Consider the following 21,056-nt stretch of genomic DNA (forward strand, 5'->3'; position numbering starts at 1 on the left):
CTTACTGTCGGACCTCCGGAGGCCGACCGATGCTCCCCGCGCTGGCCCGGCAGTTCGCCGCCGACGCCGCCGTCCCCGACGCCGAGTTGCTGCTCCGCTACGCCCGCGCCGCCGACCCGGCCGCGTTCGAGCTGCTGGTGTGGCGGCACGGCGCGATGGTGTGGGCCGCGTGCCGCCGCGTCCTCGGCGCCGACACGGCCGCGGCCGAGGACGCCTCGCAGGCCGCCTTCGCGGCGCTGGCGCGGCACGCCGGCCGCGTCCGCGCCGTCGGCCCGTGGCTGCACCGCGTCGCCGTCCGTGCCGCGATCGACCTCCGCGCCGCCGGTCGCGGCCGACGTGAACTCCCGGCCGCCCTCCCCGACCCGCACCCCGGCCCGGAGCGCGTCGCGGCCGGCCGGGAGGACGCCGCCGCCATCGACGCCGCGGTCAACGCCCTGCCGGAGAAGCTGCGCACGGCGTTCGTGCTCTGCGAGCTCGAAGGCCGGTCGAACGCCGACGCCGCGGCCGCGCTCGGCTGCCCGGTCGGCACCGTCGAGTCGCGGCTGACGCGCGCCCGCCAGCGGCTCCGCGCCCGCCTCGCGGCCGGCGGCGTGGCGCCGGCGGTCGCCGTGCTGCCGGCAACCGTCCGCGCCGCGCTGCTACGGCCGCCCTCGGCGACCGTGCGGGCGCTGGCGGCGCGGGCGGCCGGCGGGCCGGGGAACCTCCGGCTTGTGGTCGCGGCCGGGCTCGTGCTCGCGGCCAGTGCTGTCGGCTTCGGCCTGTCCGCGTCCGAGCCGCCGCCAGCGCCCCCGCCGCCCGCCGCTCCGGCGCCGACTGTCGATCCGCCGGCGGCGGCGAAGGTGGTGGCGCGGTTCGGCGCACCCGGGATGCGGCACGCCGGCCCCGTCGCCGACGTGGCCTTCGCCCCGGACGGCGCCCGCCTCGCGTCCGTCGGCCCCGACGCCGTCCGCGTGTGGACCGCCGACAGCGGCGCGGCCGTGTTCGCCGTGACGCACCCCGGCGGCACCATCCAGCGCGTCCGCTACACCGCCGACGGGAAGGAACTACGGGCCGTCGCCCTCAACGCCCCCGGCAAGGGCGGCGAGGTGTGGCACATCCACCCGGCCACCGGCGCGGTCACGAAGAAGGTGCCGCTCCCGGCCGCCGGCGGCGGCCCGTTCGACGCGCAGTTCAGCGACGACGGTAAGCTGCTCGCCGTCCACACGCCGGGCGACCGCACCGTCGCGGTCGCCGACGCCGCCACCGGCGAGTCGCGGTGGGCCTTCGAGCTGCCGCGCGGCGACACCCCCACGGCCGTTGCCTTCTCGCGCGACAACCAGCTCCTGCTCGTCGGCACACGCGGCGGCGCGGTGACGACGCTGGACGCCGCCACCGGCGGGAGCCCGAAGACCATCTACGGCCCGATCACCCCGGTGACCGCGGTCGCGATGTCGCCGTCCGCCCGCACCGTGGTCGCGGCGTTCGGCAAGACGGGCGTCACGGCCTGGGACCGCGCCACCGGCGACTGGAAGTGGGGCACCGGCGCCCGCGGCGACGGCGGCCTCCGCTTCTCCCGCGACGGCAAGCTCCTGTTCCGCGCCGCCGTCGGCGTCCACGCGTCCACCATCGACCCCGACGACGGCCGGCTGCCGAACACGTGCGGCGTGCTCGGCACGTTCTTCGACGGCATGGTGCAGGGGACGTGCGTCGCGCTCCACACCGCCCCGCACTACCACGGCGACGACCGCGTGGCGTTCGGCACCGCCGGCGGCGCGGTCGTGATCTACGGCGTGACGGAGAACGCGGGGAAGCCGACGACGGCGTCGCCGGAGCCCGCGGGGGCGCCGGAACTGCTGTCGTTCACGCCGGACGGCAAGACGCTCCGCGGCTGGGCCGGCGACTGGTTCGCGTGGGACGTGGCGAGCGGCAAGCAGTCGCGGCTGACGAGCATGGGGTGGAAGCGCGTCCCGCTGTCGCCGGACGGCCGGGTCATTGCCGAGCAGACGGAATCGAGCTGGCTCCGCGACCGGAACGACCCGCACGGCGGCGTCCGCCTCGTGCTGAGCGACGCGATGATGAACCGCCCGACAGTTTTCCTGGCGGGCGTGAAGTACCGGGTGGCGTGGCTCGACTACACGCCCGACGGCCACCTGCTCGGCGCGGCCCCCGACGGCTCGCTGCGGGTGTGGGACGCGGCCACCGGCGACGAGCGGCTGATGCTGGCCGGGCACGCGGCGCCGCCGACGGCCCAGGCCGTCTCACGCGACGCACAGGTGTTGGTGACGGCCGCGGCCGACGGCGTGCGGGTGTGGAGCCTGACCACGGGCAAGAAGACGGCACAGTTCGCGCTCGACGCGCCGGCGACCCATGCGGCGGCGTCGGCGGACGGGTCGCGGGTGGCGGTGGCGGGCGGCGGCCGGGTGGTACTGTGGGACGCGGCCGGCCGAAAGGAACTGGCCCGGGTGACGGGGTTCGGGCCGGTGGCGCTGAGCCCGGACGGGTCGCGGCTGGCCGCGGTGTCGGGCGCTGAGGTGCGGGTGTGGTCGGCGGACGGGGCGGCTCGGGCGGTGCTGCGGCACGCCGGACCGGTAACGGGGCTGGCCTTCGCCCCGGACGGCCGGACGCTCGCGGTGGCGACGAGCGACGTGCCGGTGACACTATGGGCGGTGAACTGAAAGACCGCCGCTGGCGGCGTAGCGGGGTATGCCTCGCTAATCCGCAAGCGGCGGCAGAACCGATCAATCCGTCAGGTTCGCCAGGAAGTCCTCGAACGTCTTGCGCGACTGGAACTCGCTCGCCATCAGCGTCTTCTCGCGGGCCGTCAGGCCGTCGATCTCGCGCTCCTGCGTCGCCAGCCGCGTCAGGTACGTCTGGTACACCTCCGCCTCCCGCGGCGTCGCCGCCAGGTTCTTGCGGATGCGGTCCTGGTCGGTCCCCACCCGCGCCAGGTCGGCCTTCACCTGCGTCAGGTCGCGCAGCTGGCCGTCCCACGCGGCCTTCAGCTTCATTGCCTCGGCCAGCTTCTGCTTCAGCGCCGGCGTCGCCTCGTTCAGGCTCAGGAAGAAGCGTATCTGCTGGTCCGGGTTGTTCGACAGCGCCACCTGCGTGGACACGTCGCGCTCCTCGGTCACCGGGAACGTCTTCTCCTCGCCGGCCTTCACCGCCACCTGGAACCGGTACACCTCCTTGGTGTCCTCCACCGGCGCGGCCGTCTCCACCAGCTTCACCTGCTGGTTCGTCCGGTTCGGGTGCTCGATGACGAGCGTGCGGTCGGTCTGGCTGCGGTTGGCGATCCGGTACTTCTTCTCCTCCCGAATCTTCGTCGTGGTGGTGACGATCCCCTTGACCGCCCGCACGTTCGTGATGCGGCTCGTGCCGGGGCCGTTCTGCGGGTCGACTTCGGTGCCCAGGTCGATGGCGTAGGACACGAGCCGCTCCTCGCCCGGCTGCACGTCCAGGATGCGCGTGTCGCCAGCGTAGGTGCTCCCCTCGAAAACGGTGATCGGGCCTTGCGACAGGTGGACGCCGGAGGTGTTCTTGAACCGCAACCCGAGGAGCGGGTGCTTCGGCTGCACAGCCGGGTTGTAGATGCTGACGCGGGTGCCTTCCACTTCCTTGCCGACGATTGGCAGCAGGGCGCTCTTCTGCCGCGCGAGCGAGACGGGGTGGTCGATGGCGTACTGGAAGAAGTCGCCGAGCTTGCCCGCGGTGGCGGCGCTGCCGACGGCGGTGCGGCCGAGCTGGCTCACGAGATCGCGCTCGAGCTGGCGGGCTTCTCCGGCCTGGCCGTCGTTGGCCCGCACCGACTGGCGGAAGGCGGCGTCCATCTTCGGTTGGGGCGCGGCGCCGAACCCGGCCGGCCCGCCGCCGGGCCGCCCGGCGCCCTTCGCCGCCCCGGCCCGCCCGGGGGCCGCCGCACCGGCCTCGGCCCGGTCCGCGTCCGCGAGGTTGAGGGCGACGCCGTTCACGTCCCGCGCCTTGCCGAACCCGCCGTCGTAGGTCGGCGGCCGCAGCGACGCGAACAGCTCCGGCTCGACCGTCGGCCGCGGCACGTACAGCGGGTTGTACAGGTCCATCTTGAACGAGATCGGGCGGCCGCTGATGAGCGCCATCCGCACGCCGCTCCAATCCTCGTCCGTCGGGTTCTCCACCACCGCCCAGCCCTGCAGGTACGGCTTCGCCCCCTTCCCTTCCGCGTCCAGCATGAGCCGGTAGCTGGTCTTCCACACCGGCGCTTCCACCACGTACCCGACCTGCACGCGCCGCTTGCCGTCGCCGGCGAAGTGCAGGCTCACGGCCTTCTTCGCGGCGTCGTGGTTCAGCGCCAGCACCTCCAGCGCTCGGCGGAACTCCGACTCGATAACCGGGTTCAGGAACCGCAGCTGCTGCACCTCGGTGAGCTTCACCGCCCGCATCCCCTCGGCGCACCACATGTTCAGTACCGCGACCGGCACCGCCGGCTGGTTCGGCCCGCCGGCCACCACCTGCGGCTCGATGCCGACGATGGAACCGGTCAACTTGCCGGGCTGATTCTGGGCCGTCGGCGTGGTCGTGACTTCGATCCGCTCGCCGCGGGCCTGGTGCAGGATGCCGGCGAACGTGGTCTCGCCGTTCAGGTTGATCGAGAAGCTGGCCAGCGTGCGGGCGATCGGCTCGCGGCTGTCGTAGCTCACCGCGGCGACGCGGCCGCCGCCGAAGTCTTCCAGGACCATCGACTTGATCAGGTCGTTGATGTCCGCTTCCTGGAACGTCAGGTCGACGCGGGCGTCGCCGTCCACCTCGCCGCTGCGGCTCAGGTAGCTGACGCCGCTGTTGAACATGACGACGCGGCTGATCGGCAGCGTGACGGCGGGCTTCAGGTCTTGCTTCCCGTCCGCGAGCGCCTCGGCGGCGAGCCAGCGGTCGGCGACGACGCCGGAGCCGATGGCCCCGGCCAGCGGCACGCTCCACAGCAGCTTCCGTCGCAACATGGCAGACCCTCGGGGGAGGAACGGGGCAACAGAGACGATCATACCCCGATTGCGCGGCGGCGTAAGCCCCCACGCGGGCGTCGTTACCGGGGCGTTACGCTTCGAGAAGGGATGAGGGATGAGGGAGGAGGGATGAGGGATGAAGACGGCGGGCGGCATCCTTGTCTTCGTTTCATCCCTCATCCCTCCTCCCTCATCCCTCTCTTCCCCGCCCCCGCCCCCGTGGGTATAACACCCGTCACTCCCTTCCCCGCGCAGGAAGGCCCACCCCCGGAGAGGATTCCTCGTGTCCGCCGACCGCTACCTGTTCACCAGCGAATCCGTCTCGATGGGGCACCCGGATAAGGTGTCCGACCAGATTTCCGACGCGGTTCTCGACTTCTGCCTGAAGTCCGACCCGATGAGCCGCGTCGCCTGCGAGACGCTTGTCACCACCGACCTGGCCGTCGTCGCCGGCGAGATCACGACGAAGGCGAACCTCACCCGCCAGGCCGTGGACGCCCTCGTCCGCGAGGTCATCACCGAGATCGGCTACGTCGCCAAGGACCAGGCCGAGCGCGACGAGATCGGCTTCACCGCCGACAACTGCCAGGTGGACTGCCGCGTCCACGCCCAGAGCCCGCACATCAGCCAGGGCGTGGACACCGGCGGTGCCGGCGACCAGGGGATGATGTTCGGCTTCGCCTGCGACGAAACCGCCACCCTGATGCCGCTGCCGATCGACCTGTCGCACAAGCTGGTGGCGCACCACGCCGAGCTGCGCAAGAGCGGCAAGCTGAAGTGGCTGCGGCCCGACGCCAAGAGCCAGGTCACGGTCGAGTACAATGCCGACGGCACCCCGGCCCGCATCCACACCGTCGTGCTCAGCACCCAGCACACCCGCGAGGTGATGACCACCAAGGACGGCGGCGACTACTTCACCGACGACGCCCGCCAGCAGGTCATCGACCAGATCGTCAAGCCGGTGCTGATGGCCGACCGCGCCGACCTGGTGAAGGGGAAGCTGGTGATGGTGGTGCCCGGCGCCAAGGGGCTGAAGCTCGGCGCCGACGACATCGCCGTCCACGTGAACCCGACGGGCTGCTTCCTGTGCGGGGGCCCGCACGGCGACAGCGGGCTGACCGGCCGCAAGATCATCGTGGACACGTACGGCGGCCGCGGCCGGCACGGCGGCGGGGCGTTCAGCGGCAAGGACCCGACGAAGGTGGACCGCAGCGCCGCGTACATCTGCCGGTACATCGCCAAGAACATCGTGGCGGCGAAGCTGGCGCGGGAGTGCGAGGTGCAGCTGAGCTACGCCATCGGCTACCCCGACCCGCTGAACATCTGGGTGAACACGCGGGGCACGGGGAAGGTGGCGGAGGCGAAGCTGGTGGACCTGATCCGCCAGCACTTCGAGCTGACGCCGAAGGGGATCATCGGCACGCTGGACCTGCGCCGGCCGATCTACCGCGAGACGGCGCGGCACGGGCACTTCGGCCGCGAGTTGCCGCAGTTCACGTGGGAGAAGACCGACAAGGCCGACGCCCTCCGCAAGGCCGCGGGGGTGTAGTGTCTTCGCCGGTTGCGGCGTAGCGAGCGCTCGCTACGCCGCAACCGGCGTCACATCTTCCCGAGCGCACCCGTGCCCGACGTGACGCCCCACGCGGACATCACCGCGTCCGACCTCCACGGCCGCTCCTACCTACTACGCTTCCTGTACGGGCCGGCGGGGCGGACGCTGACCGTCCCCGTCGTCTGCCTCCTCTGGGCCGGGGTGCAGCTCGGCTTCTTCGTTGCCCTCGCCGCGTGGGAGAAGGCCCTCACCCCCGACCAGGTGCCCGGCGGGACGAGCCTCGTCGAGGACACCACCGCCCTCGGCTGGTACGCCCTCCTCCCCGGCTGCTTCCTCCTCCTCCACTACAGCCGCGTGCCGCTCCGCGGCTTCCTCAACCGCCTCCCGGATCTGCTGGAGCCGACGGCCCCGCCCGGAGCTCACGCCGAACTGCTGGCGGTCGCCCGCGGCGCCTTCAGCCGCGAGCAACTCACGCGGCCGCGCCTCGTCTTCACGGCGATCGGCCTGGCGCTGTTCGCGTACAACGCCGTCACCAACTTCTTCCCCGACACCTTCTACCACCGGTCCCCGAAGTGGGACTCGGTGCGGTTCCCGGTGAGCTACGCCGCGGCCCGGCTGTGGGTGCTGTTCGTGTGGGGCTACGCGGTGCCCGTGTGGGCGACGGAGGTGTGGGCGCAGTTGTCGGCGCTGGTGCGGATCACGCGGACGATGAGCGGGCGCGGCTGGCTCCGCATTGCGCCGTACGCGGCGGACGGCTTCGGCGGCCTGGCCCGGCTGAAGTCGGCGTCGGCGTGGGTCAGCTCGCTGGTGCTGGTGGCGGGCCTGTTCTTCCTGGCGCCGATGCTGCGGCTGGTGATCTGGCACCGGCCGCTGCACCTGGGGAACTACGTCGGCCTGGGCCTGTACGCGCTGTGCGCCGCGGCGAGCGCGGTCGGGCCGGTGTACCTGCTGCACCGCGCCCTGGCCCGGAAGAAGGTGCAGATGCTCGGCCTGCTGGCGGTGGCGTTCGACCGGATCAACGGCCGGGCGGCGCCGCTGGTGGAGCGGGGCGGAGTGGCGGAGCTGGCGGACGCGGAGCTCGGCCGGGCGCTCGACACGGCGGACCGGCTGCGGGCGCAGTGGGCGTCGCTGCCGGTGTGGCCGCTGGGCGTGGGGTTCTTCCTGAAGGCGCTGGCGACGGTGGCCCCGCCGCTGGTGGCCTTCCTGTGGCAGCAGTACGCCGCCCGGCTGGTGCCGTGACGGAGGCACGCCATTCGACGGTTTCGGCGGCGTTCGTGGTCCCGGCAGGGGAAACCCATTCAAAGCCTCCCGGTATGAGCGGCCATGCCTCCGACCCCCGCCGACCTCCACCACCGCCCGCGGGGTGTGACGGCGCCCGTGCGCACGGCACATCCGCCCCGCTCGACGCCCCCGCCGGGCGGCGGGCGGGGCTTCGCGGGAAGATTTCCTGAATCTTGGCCGGCCCGACACTAGTATGGCGTGAACGTTCCGGGCCGGAGACAAGTCCATGCGGGTGCTGCGGACGGGAGCCGGCTGGGTGCTCGGGCTGCAGTTCAGCCCCGACGCCCGCGCACTCGCCGCCTACGTCCGCGGGCAGGGCGTGTTCCTCTGGAACCTCGACGCCGCCGGCCCGCCCGTGTGCATCAGCCCGCGCGCGTCCGACCGGGCCGAGGGCGTCTACTTCACCCCGGACGGCCGCGGCGTCGGCTGGCTCGACTACGACGGCTGGAACGTCTACGACCGCGACGCCCGCCGCCTGTCCCGGGTGCGACTGTCCGGCCCCGGCCAGATCTTCCGCCTCCTACCCGGCCCCGCCGGCGACCGCGTCTACACGCAACACACCTTCCCGCAGCACGCCCTCGTCGGCTGGCGCGCCACCCCCGCCGGCTGGGAGCGCGACTGGGAGGTCACCACCCGCCACCTGAACGTCGAGCAGCTCACCGTCTCGCCGGCCGGCGACCAGCTCGCCGTCCTCACCCGCCCCACGACCGGCCCCAAGTGGGTGGACAAGCACTTCGTTCTGGAGCTACGGTCGGCCGCGAGCGGGCGGGTGCTCTCCAGCGCCCCGTACCCGTGGAAGGTGACCGGCCCGCTGGTCGTGGCACCGGACGGGCGGCACGTCGTCGGCCTCCACGGCATGACGGTCGTGGTGTGGGCGGCCGGCGACCGCGGCGACCCCGCGCTGGTCCGCGACGCCTCCCGCAATCCGTTTTATGCCGGCGCCTTCGACCCGCTCAGCCGCCACCTGTTCGCTGCCCGCTCCGACGGCACCGTCCACGTGTTTGACGCCGCCGGGTGGGGCTGTCGCGTCCGCTTCGACTGGGGCGTCGGCCCGCTGCGGACGGTGGCCGTGTCGCCCGACGGCACGCTCGCCGCCGCCGGCAACGAGCGCGGCGAACTCGTCGTCTGGGACGTCGACCTGGACTGACGAAATGATTCTGCCGCAGGGCCCCCGCCGGGTCGCGGCAGAATCGTCTGTCGCTGATGCGTCGCGTCAATTCCTGTTCCGGTGACACTTTACGGCGACGTTTCGCCCCCGCCTTTCGCCCACGCCGTCACCCCGCTCGCCACCTCGCCCGTACCGGCGATCGAGCCCGCGAACGTCCCCGTCATGTGGCCAGATCGCGCGCAACGCCCGGAGCGCGCGGGTGAAGCCCGCCGCGGGGGACGGTCTTGCCCGCCCCCCGCGCCGCGGGTATACCCCCGCCCCCGATCCTTCCCCGGAGCCCGCATGACCGCGGCCCTGCGCCTCCAGGCCGTCCGCGCCCGCTACGGCGACCGCGTTGCCGTCGCCGGCCTGACGCTGGACGTGGCGGCGGGTGAAGTCGTGGCCCTCATCGGCCCCAACGGCTCCGGCAAGAGCACGACACTCGCCCTCGCCGCCGGCGTGATGACCCCCGCGAGCGGCACCGTCACCGCGTGCGGCATCGACCGCGCCGCCGACCCGCACGGCTACGCCGCGAAGGTCGGGCTGGTGCCGCAGGACGGCGCCACCTACGACGAACTGACCGCGGCGCAGAACCTCGCCTTCTTCGGCCGCCTGTACGGCCTCGGCGGCCGCGAGCTGCGCCGCCGCGTCGCCCGCGGCCTGTCGCGCGTCGGCCTGTCGGAGCGTGCCCACGACCGCGTCGGCACGCTGTCCGGCGGCCTGCGGCAGCGCGTCAACCTCGCCGCCGCGCTGCTCCACGACCCGCCGATCCTGTTGCTCGACGAGCCGACCGCGGCCCTCGACCCCGCCAGCCGCGACGCCTTCCTCGCCGGCCTGACGCGCCTCCGCGACGACGGCCACGCCATCCTGTTCACCACGCACCACACCGACGAGACCGAACTGGCCGCCGACCGCGTCGCGGTGCTGGGCGCCGGCCGGCTGGTGGCGTGCGGCCGGCCCGGCGACGTGCTGCGGCCGCGCGGCCGCGAGGTGCTGTACGCCCGCCTACGGATGCCGGTGCCGCGCTTCCTGGAGAAGGGCCTCCGCCGCGAGCTGGCCCCCCTCGCCGAACTGGAGGTGACCGGCAACCGCCTGCGGCTGTCGGCCGACACCCCCGAGAACCTCGGCCGGGCGCTGGCCCGCGTGCTGGCCGAAGGCCTGGACCTGGACGGCTACCGCAGCCCGGGGGGGGCGGGGGCCCGGGCCGCGAGCAGCGAGAAGGTGGTGCGGTGAGCGCGAAGCACATCCTCGCCGTGGCCGGGAAAGACTGGCGCCTGTTCTGGGCCGACCGGCGGGCCGCCGCGCTCGCGTTCGTCGTTCCCGTCGTCCTCGCGTCCGCGTTCGGCCTCGTCTTCGCGCGCCCCACCGCCGACCGCGGCGCCCCCCAACTCCCCGTCGCCGTCGTGGTCGAGGACCACAGCGCGTTCGCGCGTGCGGTCGCCGACGAGCTGCTGGCGTCGCCACGATTCGCCGCCGTGGAGATGACCCGCGCCGCCGCCGAGGCCGCGGTCGCCGACCGCCGGCCCGGCGTGGCGATCGTGCTGCCGTCCGGCTTCGAGCGTGCCGCGGCGTGGGCCGGGGAGCGGCCGGTGGTCGAACTGCTGCACCACCCCACGACCGCGGCCGAGCGCCAGTGGGCCGAGGGCGTGCTGACGGAAACCGTGATGCGGAAGCTGGCCCGCGACCGCTTCGGCGACACGGCCGCGCTGGCGCCGCCGTTCCGCGCCGAAGCCACGAGCGTGGCCGGGGCGGCCGGCGGGTTCGACTCGTACACCCACAGCTTCTGCGGGATGACGCTGCAATACCTGCTGTTCTGGGGCATGGAGAGCGGCCTGCTGTTCCTGCGCGAGCGGCGCCGCGGGGCGTGGGTCCGCGTCCGCGCCGCGCCGGTGTCGCTGGCCGCGGTGCTCGCCGGCAAGGCGCTCGCCACCGCGGGGATCGCGCTGCTGATGATCGGCGTCACGTTCGGCGTCGGCCGGGTGGCGTTCGGCGTGACGGCGGCGGGGTCGTGGCTCGGGTTCGCGCTGTTGGCGCTGGCCGGGTGCGGGCTCGCCGCGGCGACGGGCCTGTTGGTCGCGGCCGTCGGCGGCACGGAAGCGCGGGCGCGGAGCGTGAGCATCCTGGTGATCCTCGGCGTGAGCATGCTGGGCGGCCTGTGGGTGCCGGCGTTCCTGCTGCCGGAGTGGGTGCGCGACGCCGCCCTGGCGCTGCCGACGACGTGGGCGATGCGCGGCCTCGACCGCGTGACGTGGCAGGGCCGCGGGCTGGCCGAGGCGCTGCCGTACGTGGCCGCCGTGACCGCGTTCGCGTCGGCGTTCCTGGCGCTGGCGGCGTGGCGCCTGACCGCCGACGAGCGCCGCCGCGCCGCCGGGCTCGGGGCTTGATCCATTGCCGCTTGCGGCGTAGCGGCGCACGCGCCGCTACGCCGCAAGCGGCAAATACGCAGAACCCACTCACATCAAGGAACCATCCATGACGCGCACGACCGGTCTCACCGCCGCCGCACTAGTCGTTCTCGCCGGCGTCGGCGTCGCGCAGCCGCCGGCAGCGCTGCCCGACCTGGCGCTCGAGGACCAGTTCGACCGCAAGGCCGACCCCGCCGCGTACCGCGGGTCGGTCGTGATCCTCGTCTACGGCGACCGCCGCGGCACCGACGCCTGCAAGGCGCTCGGCGAGCAACTGCATGTGTGCTGGCACCCGACCGCGAAGGGGCAGCCGGCGGCGAAGGCGAAGGCGGCGCCGGTGGTCGGCCTGGACGGCCTCGCACCCGGGAAGGCGGCGCCCGACGTGAAGGTGATCCCCGTGGCGTGTTGCGGCAAGGTGCCCGGCCCGATCCGCGGCGTCATCCGCACGCAGATCGCCCGCGGCGCCCCCGATGTGCCGGTGTGGCTCGACTTCACCGACGCCATGAAGACGCACTTCGGCCTGACCGCCGGCGAGCCGAACCTCGTCGTCATCGACGCCGCCGGCCGCCCGCGCGGCAAGGTGAACGGCGCCCCCGACCAGGCCACCCTCGACGGCGTGATGCGGACCGTTCAGCAGCTCCGCGCCGAGGCCGTGAAGTGAAGAACGGAGATTAGCCACAGAGTCACAGAGAGCACAGAGGGAAGACAGAAGGCCGAGGCCGAGCAGGATTTGAATTCAAATTCTGTCTTTCCTCCGCTCTCTGTCTTCTCTCTGTGACTCTGTGGTTAATCCTGCTTCGGCTCCTTATCCTTTCCCCATGGCCGCCGCGTCCGACTGCCCGTTCTGCGCCAAGCTCGCCGCCCCCGACGGGTGGCCGGCCGCGGACGTGGTGTGGCGCTTCCCGAACTCCGTCGCCGTGCTCGGCCCGTGGCAGAGCTACCCCGGCTACTGCGTCCTCGTGAGCCGCGACCACGCTTCGGAACTCAGCCAGCTCGGCCCGCGCCGCGCCGCCTTCCTCGACGAGATGGCGACGCTCGCGGAGGCGATCGAGTCGTGCTTCCGCCCGCACAAGCTGAACTACGAGCTGCTCGGCAACCAGGTGCCGCACCTGCACTGGCACCTGTTCCCGCGCACCGCCGACGACCCCGACCGGCTGCGGGCCGTGTGGTTCGCGCTGGACGCCGCCGACCGCGACCCCGCGGCGAAGGCCCGGCTCGAAGTCGGCCCCGTCCCCCGTTCCGAGGCCGTCGCCCGGCTACAGAACCACCTCCGCGCCCGGAACACAGCGTCGGCATGAACGACACCCCGCTTCGACTCGGCACCCGCGGCAGCCCGCTCGCCCTGTGGCAGGCGCACTTCATCGCCGACCGCCTCCGCCCCGTCGCCGCGCCGCGGCCGGTCGAGCTGGTGCTCATCGAGACGCACGGCGACCGCGACCGCGCCACGCCGCTGGCCGCGATGGGCGGGTTCGGCGTGTTCACGAAGGCCATCCAGACGGCCCTCCGCGACAACCGCGCCGACGCCGCCGTCCACAGCCTGAAGGACCTACCCACGATCCCCGAGCCCGGCCTGGAACTCGTCGCGGTGCCGCCGCGCGGGCCGACCGGCGACGCCTTCGTGTCGCTGAAGCACCGCCGCTTCGACGCGCTTCCACAGGGCGGCGTCGTTGGCACGAGCAGCCTGCGGCGCCGGGCGATGCTGGCGAACCGGCGGCCCGACCTGACGCTGATCGACCTGCGCGGCAACGTCGAGACGCGGCTGCGGAAGCTGGAGGAGAACGACCTCGACGCCATCATCCTGGCCGAGGCCGGGCTGGTGCGGCTCGGCCTGGCCGACCGCATCACCGAGGTGCTGGACGCGACGTGGATGCTGCCGGCCGTGGGGCAGGGCGCCATCGGCCTGGAGTGCCGCAGCGACGACGCCGACACCATCGACGCCGTGCTGGCGCTGACCGACGCAGACACGTTCGCGCGGGTGACGGCCGAGCGCGCGATGCTCGCGGCGCTAGGCGGCGGCTGCCTCGTGCCGATCGGCACCACGTCGAAGATCGACGGCGGGACGCTCACGATCCGCGGCATGGTGCTGTCGCCGGACGGGCGGCGGAAGGTGTCAGCGACGCACGTCGGCCCGGCCGACGCGCCGCTGGCGACGGGCCAAGAGCTGGCCGCGATGCTGCTCGCCGAGGGCGCCGCGGAGCTGCTGGCGTGACCGAACCCGTCTTCGCGCTCGACCGCGCGACCGTCGCCCGGCCCGGCGGCGCCGCCGTCCTCACCGACTTCTCGTGGACCGTCCGCGAGGGCGAGACGTGGGCCGTCACCGGCCCCGTCGGCTGCGGCAAGTCCACCCTCGCCGACGCCCTCCTCGGCCGCATCCACCTCCGCGCCGGCGACCTGACGTGGCCGCTCCTCGACCGCCTCCGCGCCGCCGGCCGCGACGTGAAGTACGTCTCGGACGTGGCCCGGCACGTGCCGTTCCAGGAGAACAGCCGGCTGTTCAGCTACGCGGGTCACTACTACCAGCAGCGGTTCGAGTTCGCCGACGCCGACGAGCCGCTGTCGCTCGGCACATTCCTCCGCAGCGGCAGCCCCGCGCCGGCCGACGAGGTCGCCGCCGTCGCCGCCCGGCTCGGCCTCGCGGACCGGCTGGGGCAGCCGTTCATCACGCTGTCGAACGGCCAGACGCGGCGGGCGCGCATCGCCCGCGCGCTGCTGGGGCACCCGGAACTACTGGTGCTCGACGACCCGTTCCTCGGCCTCGACGCCGCCGGGCGCGCGGACGTGGCGGCGTTCCTCGGCCGGCTGGTGGGCGAGGGGCTGCGGCTGGTGCTGGTCTGCGCCGCGGACGCGGTGCCGGGGTGGGTTTCCAACAAGCTGACTTTGGGACGCAGGGACGCAGGGACACAGGGACAGAAAGACATCGCGCCCGCGTCAGTCCCTCAGTCCCTCAGTCCCTCAGTCCCTCAGTCCCTCAGTCCCATCATCGAGCTCCGCGACGTGACCGTCCGCCACGGCGGCCGCGTCCTCCTCGACGACGTGACGTGGACCGTCCGCGCCGGCGAGCGGTGGGCGGTGATGGGGCCGAACGGCAGCGGCAAGACGACCCTCCTCAGCCTCCTGTGCGGGGACCACCCGCAGGCGTTCTCCAACGACGTGCGGCTGTTCGGCCGCCGCCGTGGCACCGGCGAGCGGATCTGGGACGTGAAGCGCCCCGTCGGCCTCACGTCGCCCGAGTTCCACCTGTACTTCACCGGCCCGCTCACCGCCGCGCGCGCCGCCGCCACCGGCTTCTTCGACGGCGTCACCGACCACGCCACCACGCCCGAACAGGACGCGATGGTGGCCGGCCTGTTCGCCGACTTCGGGCTCGGCGCGCTGGCGGCGCGGCCGTTCCGGCAGCTGTCCACCGGCGAGCAGAAGCTGGTGCTGCTGGCCCGGGCGCTCGTCAAGCGGCCGCGGCTCGTCATCCTCGACGAGCCGTTCCAGAGCTTCGACGCGGACACGGTGGCGCGCTGCCGCGACTGGCTGGACGCGAACCTGAGCCCGGACCAGACACTGCTGTTCGTGAGCCACCACCCGCCGGAGCTGCCGCGCACCGTGACGCGCACGCTACGCCTGGACAACGGGCGGGCGACGGCGGAGTGACGGCCGCGTATCCTGTCCGAACCCCTCTCCGCCACCCGGAGCGCCTCATGCGTGCCTTCCACGTCGCGGCCGTGCTGCTGCTCGCCGCCGGCCCCGCGGCCGCCCAGAACAAGCGGCCGATGACGGTCGAAGACCTGTACGCGTTCAAGCGCGTCGCCGCCCCGCAGATCAGCCCCGACGGCAAACACGTCGCGTACCAGGTCGGCACCGTCAGCCTGGAGGCGAACAAGAGCACGACGGCGCTCTGGGTCGCCACGACGGACGGCAAGACGCCGCCGAAGCAGCTGACCGACCCGAAGGGGAAGCGCGACGCCGCCCCGCGCTGGAGCCCGGACGGCAAGACCATCCTGTTCGAGTCCACGCGCTCCGGCAGCTCGCAGCTGTGGACCGTCCCCGCGGCCGGCGGCGAGCCGAAGCAGGTCACGAGCATCAGCACCGGCGCCGCGACGGGCATCTGGTCGCCGGACGGCACGCACGTGGCGTTCGTGTCGAGCGTGTTCCCGGAGTTCAGCACGCTGCCGTTCGGCGAGAGCGACGCGAAGAACAAGGCGAAGGACGAGGCGGCGGAGAAGAACCCGGTGAAGGCCAAGGTGTTCACCAAACTCTTCTACCGCCACTGGGACGAGTACGTCGGCGACAAGCGGCAGCACCTGTTCGTGATCGACGCCCCCGGCGCCCGCCCGGGAACCGTCGCCGCCCCGCGCGACGTGACGCCCGGCGACCGCGACGCCAACCCGACCAGCAGCACGTTCAGCAGCGGCGACGACTTCACGTTCACGCCCGACGGGAAGCACCTGGTCTTCACCGCGGTGCCGGCGAAGGACGAGGCGTGGAGCACGAACTACGACCTGTGCCGCGTCGGGATCACGAACACGAAGACCGAGTGGGAGACGCTGACGCCCAACCCGGCCGCGGACGGCGGCCCGAAGTTCAGCCCGGACGGCAAGAAACTGGCGTGGCGGGCGCAGAAGAAGCCGGGGTCGGAGGCCGACCGGTGGGAGATCGCCGTTGCCTCTGCCAACCCGGACGGCACGCTAGCGAGCCCGGTCGTGCGACTCGGCGATGCGGGCGACGTGTCGGTCAACGAGTTCGCCTTCGTGGGCGAGTCGCGTGCGATGTTCACCGCCGACGTCCGCGGGTCCACCGGGCTGTTCTTACTGGAGGGCGACCAAGTCGAGCGGCTCGGGGCGCCGGGCGGGTTTGCCTCACTCAGCGCCGGCGGCGGTGTGGTGACCGGGACCCGGGCGTCGATGGACGCCCCGCCGGAGGTGATGGCCTGGCCGGCGCGTGGGCCGATGGTCAACGTCAGCAAGGCGAACGACGACCTGCTCGCCAAGCTCGACCGGCCGCGCCCGGAATCGGTGGAGGTGCCGATCGAGGGCGGCAAGATGCAGATGTGGGTGCTCAAGCCGCCGGGCTTCGACGCCGCGAAGAAGTGGCCGGTGGCGTACCTCGTCCACGGCGGGCCGCAGGGGGCGTGGGAGGACAGCTGGAGCTTCCGCTGGAACCCGTCGCTGTGGGCGGCGCAGGGGTACGTCGTGGTCCTGCCGAACCCGCGCGGCAGCACCGGGTTCGGCCAGAAGTTCGTGGACGAGATCAGCGGCGACTGGGGCGGCAAGTGCTACCGCGACCTCGTCGCCGGGCTCGACTACGTCGAGAAGCAGCCGTGGGCCGACAAGGAGCGGATGGCGTCGGCCGGCGCGAGCTTCGGCGGGTACATGATGAACTGGTTCGCGGTGAACGACATCAGCAAGCGGTTCAAGTGCCTCGTCACGCACTGCTCCGTGTGGAACTTCGAGAGCATGTGGGGGACGACGGACGAGCTGTGGTTCGACGAGCACGAGCACGGCGGGCTGCCGTGGCAGGTGCCGGGGAAGTACCGCGAGTTCAGCCCGCACATCAGGGCCGGCGAGCTGGCGAAGAACAAGACGCCGATGCTGGTGGTCCACAACGACCTCGACTTCCGCTGCCCGATCGGGCAGGGGCACGAGCTGTTCAGCGCGTTGCAGCGGCAGGGCGTGCCGTCGCGGTTCGTGAACTTCCCCGACGAGGGGCACTGGGTGCTGAAGCCGAAGAACGGCGCGTACTGGCACCGCGAGGTGTTCGGCTGGCTGGCGCGCTACGCCCCGCCGGGCGGGCGCTGAAGTGACGTTGCCGCTCGCGGCGTGGGTTACCGCCCCGCGGGGCGGGCCACCTTCGCGGGGTCGGCGCCGGCGTCGGCGGGGCGCGGGTCCGTCAGGTCGGGGAACGCCACGGACTGCACCGCCGCGTCGGCCGGGGTCATGCCGGAAAGCGCGCCCAGGCCGTCGGGGGCGTCGGCGAACGTCGCGGTGCCCAGCGGCCGGCCCAGCTCCCGCGCGAACGCCAGCCACTTGTCCCAGTCCCACTCCTGCACCGGTGCGTCGCCCGGCCGCACCAGCACCGTGATCGCCCCGGCGTCGAAGTTGGCGTAGCGGTTGGCGCCGCCGCGGCCCGGCTCCCACTTCAGCACCCGGTTCGGGTCGTCGCGGGCCAGCTCGGCGCCGTCCACCTCGGCCAGCGCCCGGCCCGCCCCCGGCACCCCCACGAACAAGGACGCCTCCGCCGTCACCTCCGTCGGCACCAGCCCGCTGGCGCGCATCTCGCCGACCTTGCCGCCGTGCAGTTCCACGACCGGGCCGCCGAGGAACGCCGTCACCCGGTGGAACCGCACCCGCGACACCTGGCCGGCGTCGGCCGCCCGGCCGCCGGCCTTCGCCCACACCAGCGGCCCGGCCACGGCCGTCACGCACTGGTCGAGGTCGAGGTCGAACGGCCGGCTCACCGGCACCGACAGCAGCCGCCCGCGGCCGCGGACGAGGCACCCGTCGAACTCGACCTTTGGCGTCGGCCGGTTCGCCGCGGCCATCATCATCTCGCGGCCCGGGTCGCTCACCGCCACCACCGCCGCCGTCTTGCCGTCCGGCTCGTCGAGGGTGAACACGCAGTCCTTGAACTCGACGCCGCGGCCGGCCACCACCGTCACCGCGGCGACGGCGTCGTTCTTGGCCCCGGGCCGCAGCTGGAATTCGAGCCCGGTCAGCGTCAGCCGGCCCTCCCACAGCTTGAACAGCGAGAAGCTGAGCTTTTCGTCCGCGGCCGGGGTGAGGACGGGGGCACTCCCCGCGAACGGCGCGATCGTCAGGTGGAAGTCGGCGCGCTCGGCGGCGCCGGCGGGGCGCGGCGGGTCGATGGTGAGTTGCTCGACGGCGAGCGGCCCGGTGTGGCGGACGCGGACGGTGTCGCCGGAGCGGGCGTCGCGGAGCAGCTTCACGAGGTCGGTGGACGTGTTCGCCGGTAGCGGCTGGTCGGCGGGCGCCTCGGGCCACCACACGAGTTCGCGCGGGCCGGCGGGGCTGAGCGCGGGGTTCGCCGGCGGCCACGCCACACTCGGCTCGCCGCCGTAGACGAGGCCGGGGAGGGCGAGCGGGTCGCGGGTGAACTGCGCCCCGAGCACCTTCACGTCGGGGTTGCCGCGGGCGGCGAACAGGTCGCGGTCGGCGTCCGGCCCGGCGACGCGGAGGCGGAAGGTGCGGTGCGGGTCGGGGCCGGCGAGCGGCGCGAGAACGCCGCCCTCGGCCGCGGCCCACGGCAGCTGCTTGAGGAGCACCTTGCCGGCGTCGTCGGCGGGGAGGCCGTCCTTCTTCGCGTCGTCGAACGTGACCGTGCGGGCGGCGGTCGCCAGCGGGTCGGTCTGGTAGTAGGCGTTGGCCTTGCCCGGAATGCCGGCGAAGCGGACGCCGCCCTCGCCCTCGCCCGGGGTCCGCACGACCGCCCCGCGGCGCGCTTCGGCACCCGGCCCGGCGGGCGGCGCGACGACGCAATAGCCGGCGGTCACGCGAACGTTCCCGCCGCCGTCGGTCGCCACCACCGCCCCGCCGCCGTCCGGCATGAACGACGAGCGGAGCAGCGCCACCGTGGTCGCCGGGGCTTCGTCGACGGCGGGGGGGGCATCCGGGTCGCCGACCAACACCACGGCGGTGAGGGGGGCGAAGGCCGAGTCGTTCACCTCGACCGTGGCGCCGTGCGCCACCCGCACGCCGTACCCGCCGGGGCCGACCAGGCAGCGGTCGAGCCGCACCCGCGACGGGCCGCCCGGGGCGTTGACCGTGACCGCGGTACGGCCGGCGGCGCGGGCGCCCGGGTCGTGGGTGAACACCACGTCTTCGAGTTTCACGTCGCTCGTGTCGGTGAGCACCAACCCGTCGTCGGTCGCCCCGCCGTCCTCGGCGTCGAACGCGACGCGGAGCTTGTAGACGGCGACCGTGCGGGCGTTGGCCGTGAGGCTCCCCGGCCCGCCCTGCGCGAGCTTGACCCGAGCGCTGCCGACCGGCCCGTCGCCCGCCAGCACCAGGCTCGTGCCGCGGAACTCGACGCGCTGATCGACTCCGGTCAGGTCGTAGTCGCCGGGCGCGAGCTTCACCTTGAGGTCGCCGCCGGCCGGCTTCGTCAGTGCCTCGACCAGCTCGGCGGCGGTCTTCACCCGCACCCAGCCGTCGGCGGCCGGCGGCGGGAGCGGAACCGCGGGGCCGGCCCCCGGCACCGGCTCCACCGGCGGCGCCACGGTCGTCTTGGCCCACGGCGGTGCCACCGCCGTCGGGCGGTTGCCGTTGCCCGTCGTCGCCAGCAGCACGACGGCCACGACCACCGCGGCCGCGGCGGCGACCCAACTCGTGCGCACCCGCGGCCCCGTCGGCAGCCGCTCGGCCGCGACCGCGCGGATCGTCGAGTCCTTCACCGCCGACTCGAGGCCGACGTTCAGCCGCTCCGCGATCGTCTTCAGGTGCGCGATCAGTTCCACCGGCGTCTGGTAGCGGCGCTCCGGGTCCTTCGCCATCATCCCGGACAGCACCGCGGCCAGGTCGTCCGGCACCGCCGGGTTCAGCTCGCGCGGGTCGAGCGGGTCCACGTGCTGGTGCGCGTACAGCTTCTTCGCCGCCGTGCCCTCGGGGACCGGCGGCCGGCCCGTCAGCGCGTGGTAGAAGGCGCAGCCGAGCGAATAAATGTCGCTCCGCACGTCGGCCCGGCGGGGGTCGAGCGCCTGCTCCGGCGAGATGTAGTCGAACGTGCCGAGCGTCACACCCGACTGCGTGACGCCGCCGTTCACCGACTGCCCGTCGAGGCTGCGGGCCAGCCCCATGTCCACGATCTTGGCGCGGCCGTCCGGCGTGATGATGAGGTTGCTCGGCTTGATGTCGCGGTGCACGACGCCGCGCTCGGCGGCGTGGTGCAGCCCGGCCGCGACCTGGATCATGTAGCGGACGCACTCGCCGGCCGGGAGCCGGCCGCGGCGGTCGATCATCTGCCGCAGCGTGATCCCCTCGACGAACTCGAAGGCGATGAAGTGCAGGCCCTGGTCTTCGCCGCAGAAGTAGACGCGGGCCACGTTCTCGTGGTCGAGCCGCGCCGCGGCGCGGGCCTCCTGCTTGAACCGCGTCACCGTCTCGGCGTCCTTCGCCGACTCGGGCGGGAGGATCTTCAGGGCGACGACGCGGCCGAGTTCCAGGTCGCGGGCCTTCAGCACGGCGGCCATGCCGCCGGCGCCGACGGCCTCGATCAGCTCGAAGTGGCCGAGCTTGCGGCCGGCCAGGTTCGGCGTGTCGCCGACGACGTAGGGCGGCGGCGGCGGCGGCGGGTGGCCGTGGGCGTTGGTGATGACGGTGGGGGCGTCGTCGTCGTTGGCTTCGTGCGGCGCGGCGGTGAGGTGGGCCGCCACGTCCTGGGCGGGGGAATGACGGCGGGCCGACGACGAGCCGCGGAGCAGGTCGGACAGCGACGGCTCCGGCGGGCGGGCCGACGACCCGGCCGCGGGGGGCGGGGGGTGTCGGCCGGTCGAGTCGGGCGTCGGGGGCGGCATCCGGTGTCCCACGGGGGCAGGGGCCGGGCGACGCCGGGCAGCCTGCGGGTTGTTTCCCAGTTGCCGCCGAAGGGGTGGCGGCCGCGACGGCGTCGTGCCGAGGATCGGCGGCGGGTATCCGGCCCGCGGGTGGGAACGCGCCGGGTGGCGCGAGGATCGGGTGAGAAAAGTATAGCCCACGCCGCGGGCGGGTGTCAATTTG

The 21,056-nt window shown here is 73.6% G+C and carries 13 protein-coding genes; 11 read left to right on the forward strand and 2 right to left on the reverse strand.

Going from position 1 to position 21,056, the window contains the following annotated elements:
• The first annotated feature begins 29 nt into the window (after nt 1–29).
• The gene (locus ETAA1_RS03445; protein ID WP_145234327.1) at nt 30–2,654 is read left to right on the forward strand and encodes a sigma-70 family RNA polymerase sigma factor; all 2,625 of its coding nucleotides are present in this window, start codon (nt 30–32) and stop codon (nt 2,652–2,654) included.
• Nucleotides 2,655–2,717: 63 nt separating this feature from the next.
• Here the strand turns inward: ETAA1_RS03445 and ETAA1_RS03450 are convergent, their stop codons facing one another.
• A complete protein-coding gene (locus tag ETAA1_RS03450) occupies nt 2,718–4,949 on the reverse strand; it encodes a DUF4139 domain-containing protein (RefSeq protein WP_145234328.1) in 2,232 nt (743 codons plus the stop codon).
• 286 nt (nt 4,950–5,235) lie between these two features.
• Between ETAA1_RS03450 and ETAA1_RS03455 the strand changes: the two genes are divergently transcribed.
• From ETAA1_RS03455 to ETAA1_RS03500, 10 genes are all read left to right on the forward strand, one after another.
• Nucleotides 5,236–6,501: a methionine adenosyltransferase gene (locus ETAA1_RS03455; protein ID WP_145234330.1), complete on the forward strand. Its 1,266-nt coding sequence runs from the start codon at nt 5,236–5,238 to the stop codon at nt 6,499–6,501.
• A gap of 72 nt (nt 6,502–6,573) precedes the next feature.
• A complete protein-coding gene (locus ETAA1_RS03460) occupies nt 6,574–7,743 on the forward strand; it encodes a hypothetical protein (protein WP_145234332.1) in 1,170 nt (389 codons plus the stop codon).
• A gap of 268 nt (nt 7,744–8,011) precedes the next feature.
• Complete coding sequence (locus ETAA1_RS03465) at nt 8,012–8,932, forward strand: WD40 repeat domain-containing protein (RefSeq protein ID WP_145234334.1); 921 nt, start codon at nt 8,012–8,014, stop codon at nt 8,930–8,932.
• A 303-nt stretch (nt 8,933–9,235) separates the two neighbouring features.
• Nucleotides 9,236–10,165, forward strand: a complete 930-nt coding sequence (locus ETAA1_RS03470) for an ABC transporter ATP-binding protein (RefSeq protein WP_202920633.1) — start codon at nt 9,236–9,238, stop codon at nt 10,163–10,165.
• Nucleotides 10,162–11,316 carry an ABC transporter permease gene (locus ETAA1_RS03475; protein WP_202920634.1) on the forward strand — a complete coding sequence of 385 codons (1,155 nt, stop codon included), beginning with the start codon at nt 10,162–10,164 and terminating at the stop codon, nt 11,314–11,316. Before ETAA1_RS03470 ends, ETAA1_RS03475 begins: the two co-directional genes overlap by 4 nt.
• An 88-nt stretch (nt 11,317–11,404) precedes the next feature.
• Nucleotides 11,405–11,998 carry a hypothetical protein gene (locus ETAA1_RS03480; protein WP_145234340.1) on the forward strand — a complete coding sequence of 198 codons (594 nt, stop codon included), beginning with the start codon at nt 11,405–11,407 and terminating at the stop codon, nt 11,996–11,998.
• A gap of 157 nt (nt 11,999–12,155) precedes the next feature.
• Nucleotides 12,156–12,635: an HIT family protein gene (locus ETAA1_RS03485; protein WP_145234342.1), complete on the forward strand. Its 480-nt coding sequence runs from the start codon at nt 12,156–12,158 to the stop codon at nt 12,633–12,635.
• Nucleotides 12,632–13,546, forward strand: a complete 915-nt coding sequence (gene hemC / locus ETAA1_RS03490) for a hydroxymethylbilane synthase (RefSeq protein ID WP_145234344.1) — start codon at nt 12,632–12,634, stop codon at nt 13,544–13,546. The genes ETAA1_RS03485 and hemC overlap by 4 nt, the downstream gene beginning before the upstream one ends.
• Nucleotides 13,543–14,979, forward strand: coding sequence for an ATP-binding cassette domain-containing protein (locus ETAA1_RS03495; RefSeq protein ID WP_145234346.1), 1,437 nt, complete (start codon nt 13,543–13,545; stop codon nt 14,977–14,979). The genes hemC and ETAA1_RS03495 overlap by 4 nt, the downstream gene beginning before the upstream one ends.
• 47 nt (nt 14,980–15,026) lie before the next feature.
• The gene (locus tag ETAA1_RS03500; protein WP_145234348.1) at nt 15,027–17,123 is read left to right on the forward strand and encodes a S9 family peptidase; all 2,097 of its coding nucleotides are present in this window, start codon (nt 15,027–15,029) and stop codon (nt 17,121–17,123) included.
• A gap of 26 nt (nt 17,124–17,149) precedes the next feature.
• On the opposite strand, the gene ETAA1_RS03505 is transcribed toward ETAA1_RS03500, so the two are convergent.
• Complete coding sequence (locus ETAA1_RS03505) at nt 17,150–20,854, reverse strand: serine/threonine-protein kinase (RefSeq protein ID WP_145234350.1); 3,705 nt, start codon at nt 20,852–20,854, stop codon at nt 17,150–17,152.
• Nucleotides 20,855–21,056 lie beyond the last annotated feature (202 nt).

Origin of the sequence: Urbifossiella limnaea (assembly GCF_007747215.1) — a bacterium.
Taxonomy (GTDB): domain Bacteria; phylum Planctomycetota; class Planctomycetia; order Gemmatales; family Gemmataceae; genus Urbifossiella; species Urbifossiella limnaea.

What these genes read in the sequence shown, in the direction of transcription:
- hemC (WP_145234344.1), top strand. Translation starts at nt 12,632, where the DNA reads ATGAACGACACCCCGCTTCGACTCGGCACCCGCGGCAGCCCGCTCGCC.
- ETAA1_RS03505 (WP_145234350.1), bottom strand. Translation starts at nt 20,854, where the DNA reads ATGCCGCCCCCGACGCCCGACTCGACCGGCCGACACCCCCCGCCCCCC.
- ETAA1_RS03480 (WP_145234340.1), top strand. Translation starts at nt 11,405, where the DNA reads ATGACGCGCACGACCGGTCTCACCGCCGCCGCACTAGTCGTTCTCGCC.
- ETAA1_RS03470 (WP_202920633.1), top strand. Translation starts at nt 9,236, where the DNA reads ATGACCGCGGCCCTGCGCCTCCAGGCCGTCCGCGCCCGCTACGGCGAC.
- ETAA1_RS03445 (WP_145234327.1), top strand. Translation starts at nt 30, where the DNA reads ATGCTCCCCGCGCTGGCCCGGCAGTTCGCCGCCGACGCCGCCGTCCCC.
- ETAA1_RS03485 (WP_145234342.1), top strand. Translation starts at nt 12,156, where the DNA reads ATGGCCGCCGCGTCCGACTGCCCGTTCTGCGCCAAGCTCGCCGCCCCC.
- ETAA1_RS03465 (WP_145234334.1), top strand. Translation starts at nt 8,012, where the DNA reads ATGCGGGTGCTGCGGACGGGAGCCGGCTGGGTGCTCGGGCTGCAGTTC.
- ETAA1_RS03450 (WP_145234328.1), bottom strand. Translation starts at nt 4,949, where the DNA reads ATGTTGCGACGGAAGCTGCTGTGGAGCGTGCCGCTGGCCGGGGCCATC.
- ETAA1_RS03500 (WP_145234348.1), top strand. Translation starts at nt 15,027, where the DNA reads ATGCGTGCCTTCCACGTCGCGGCCGTGCTGCTGCTCGCCGCCGGCCCC.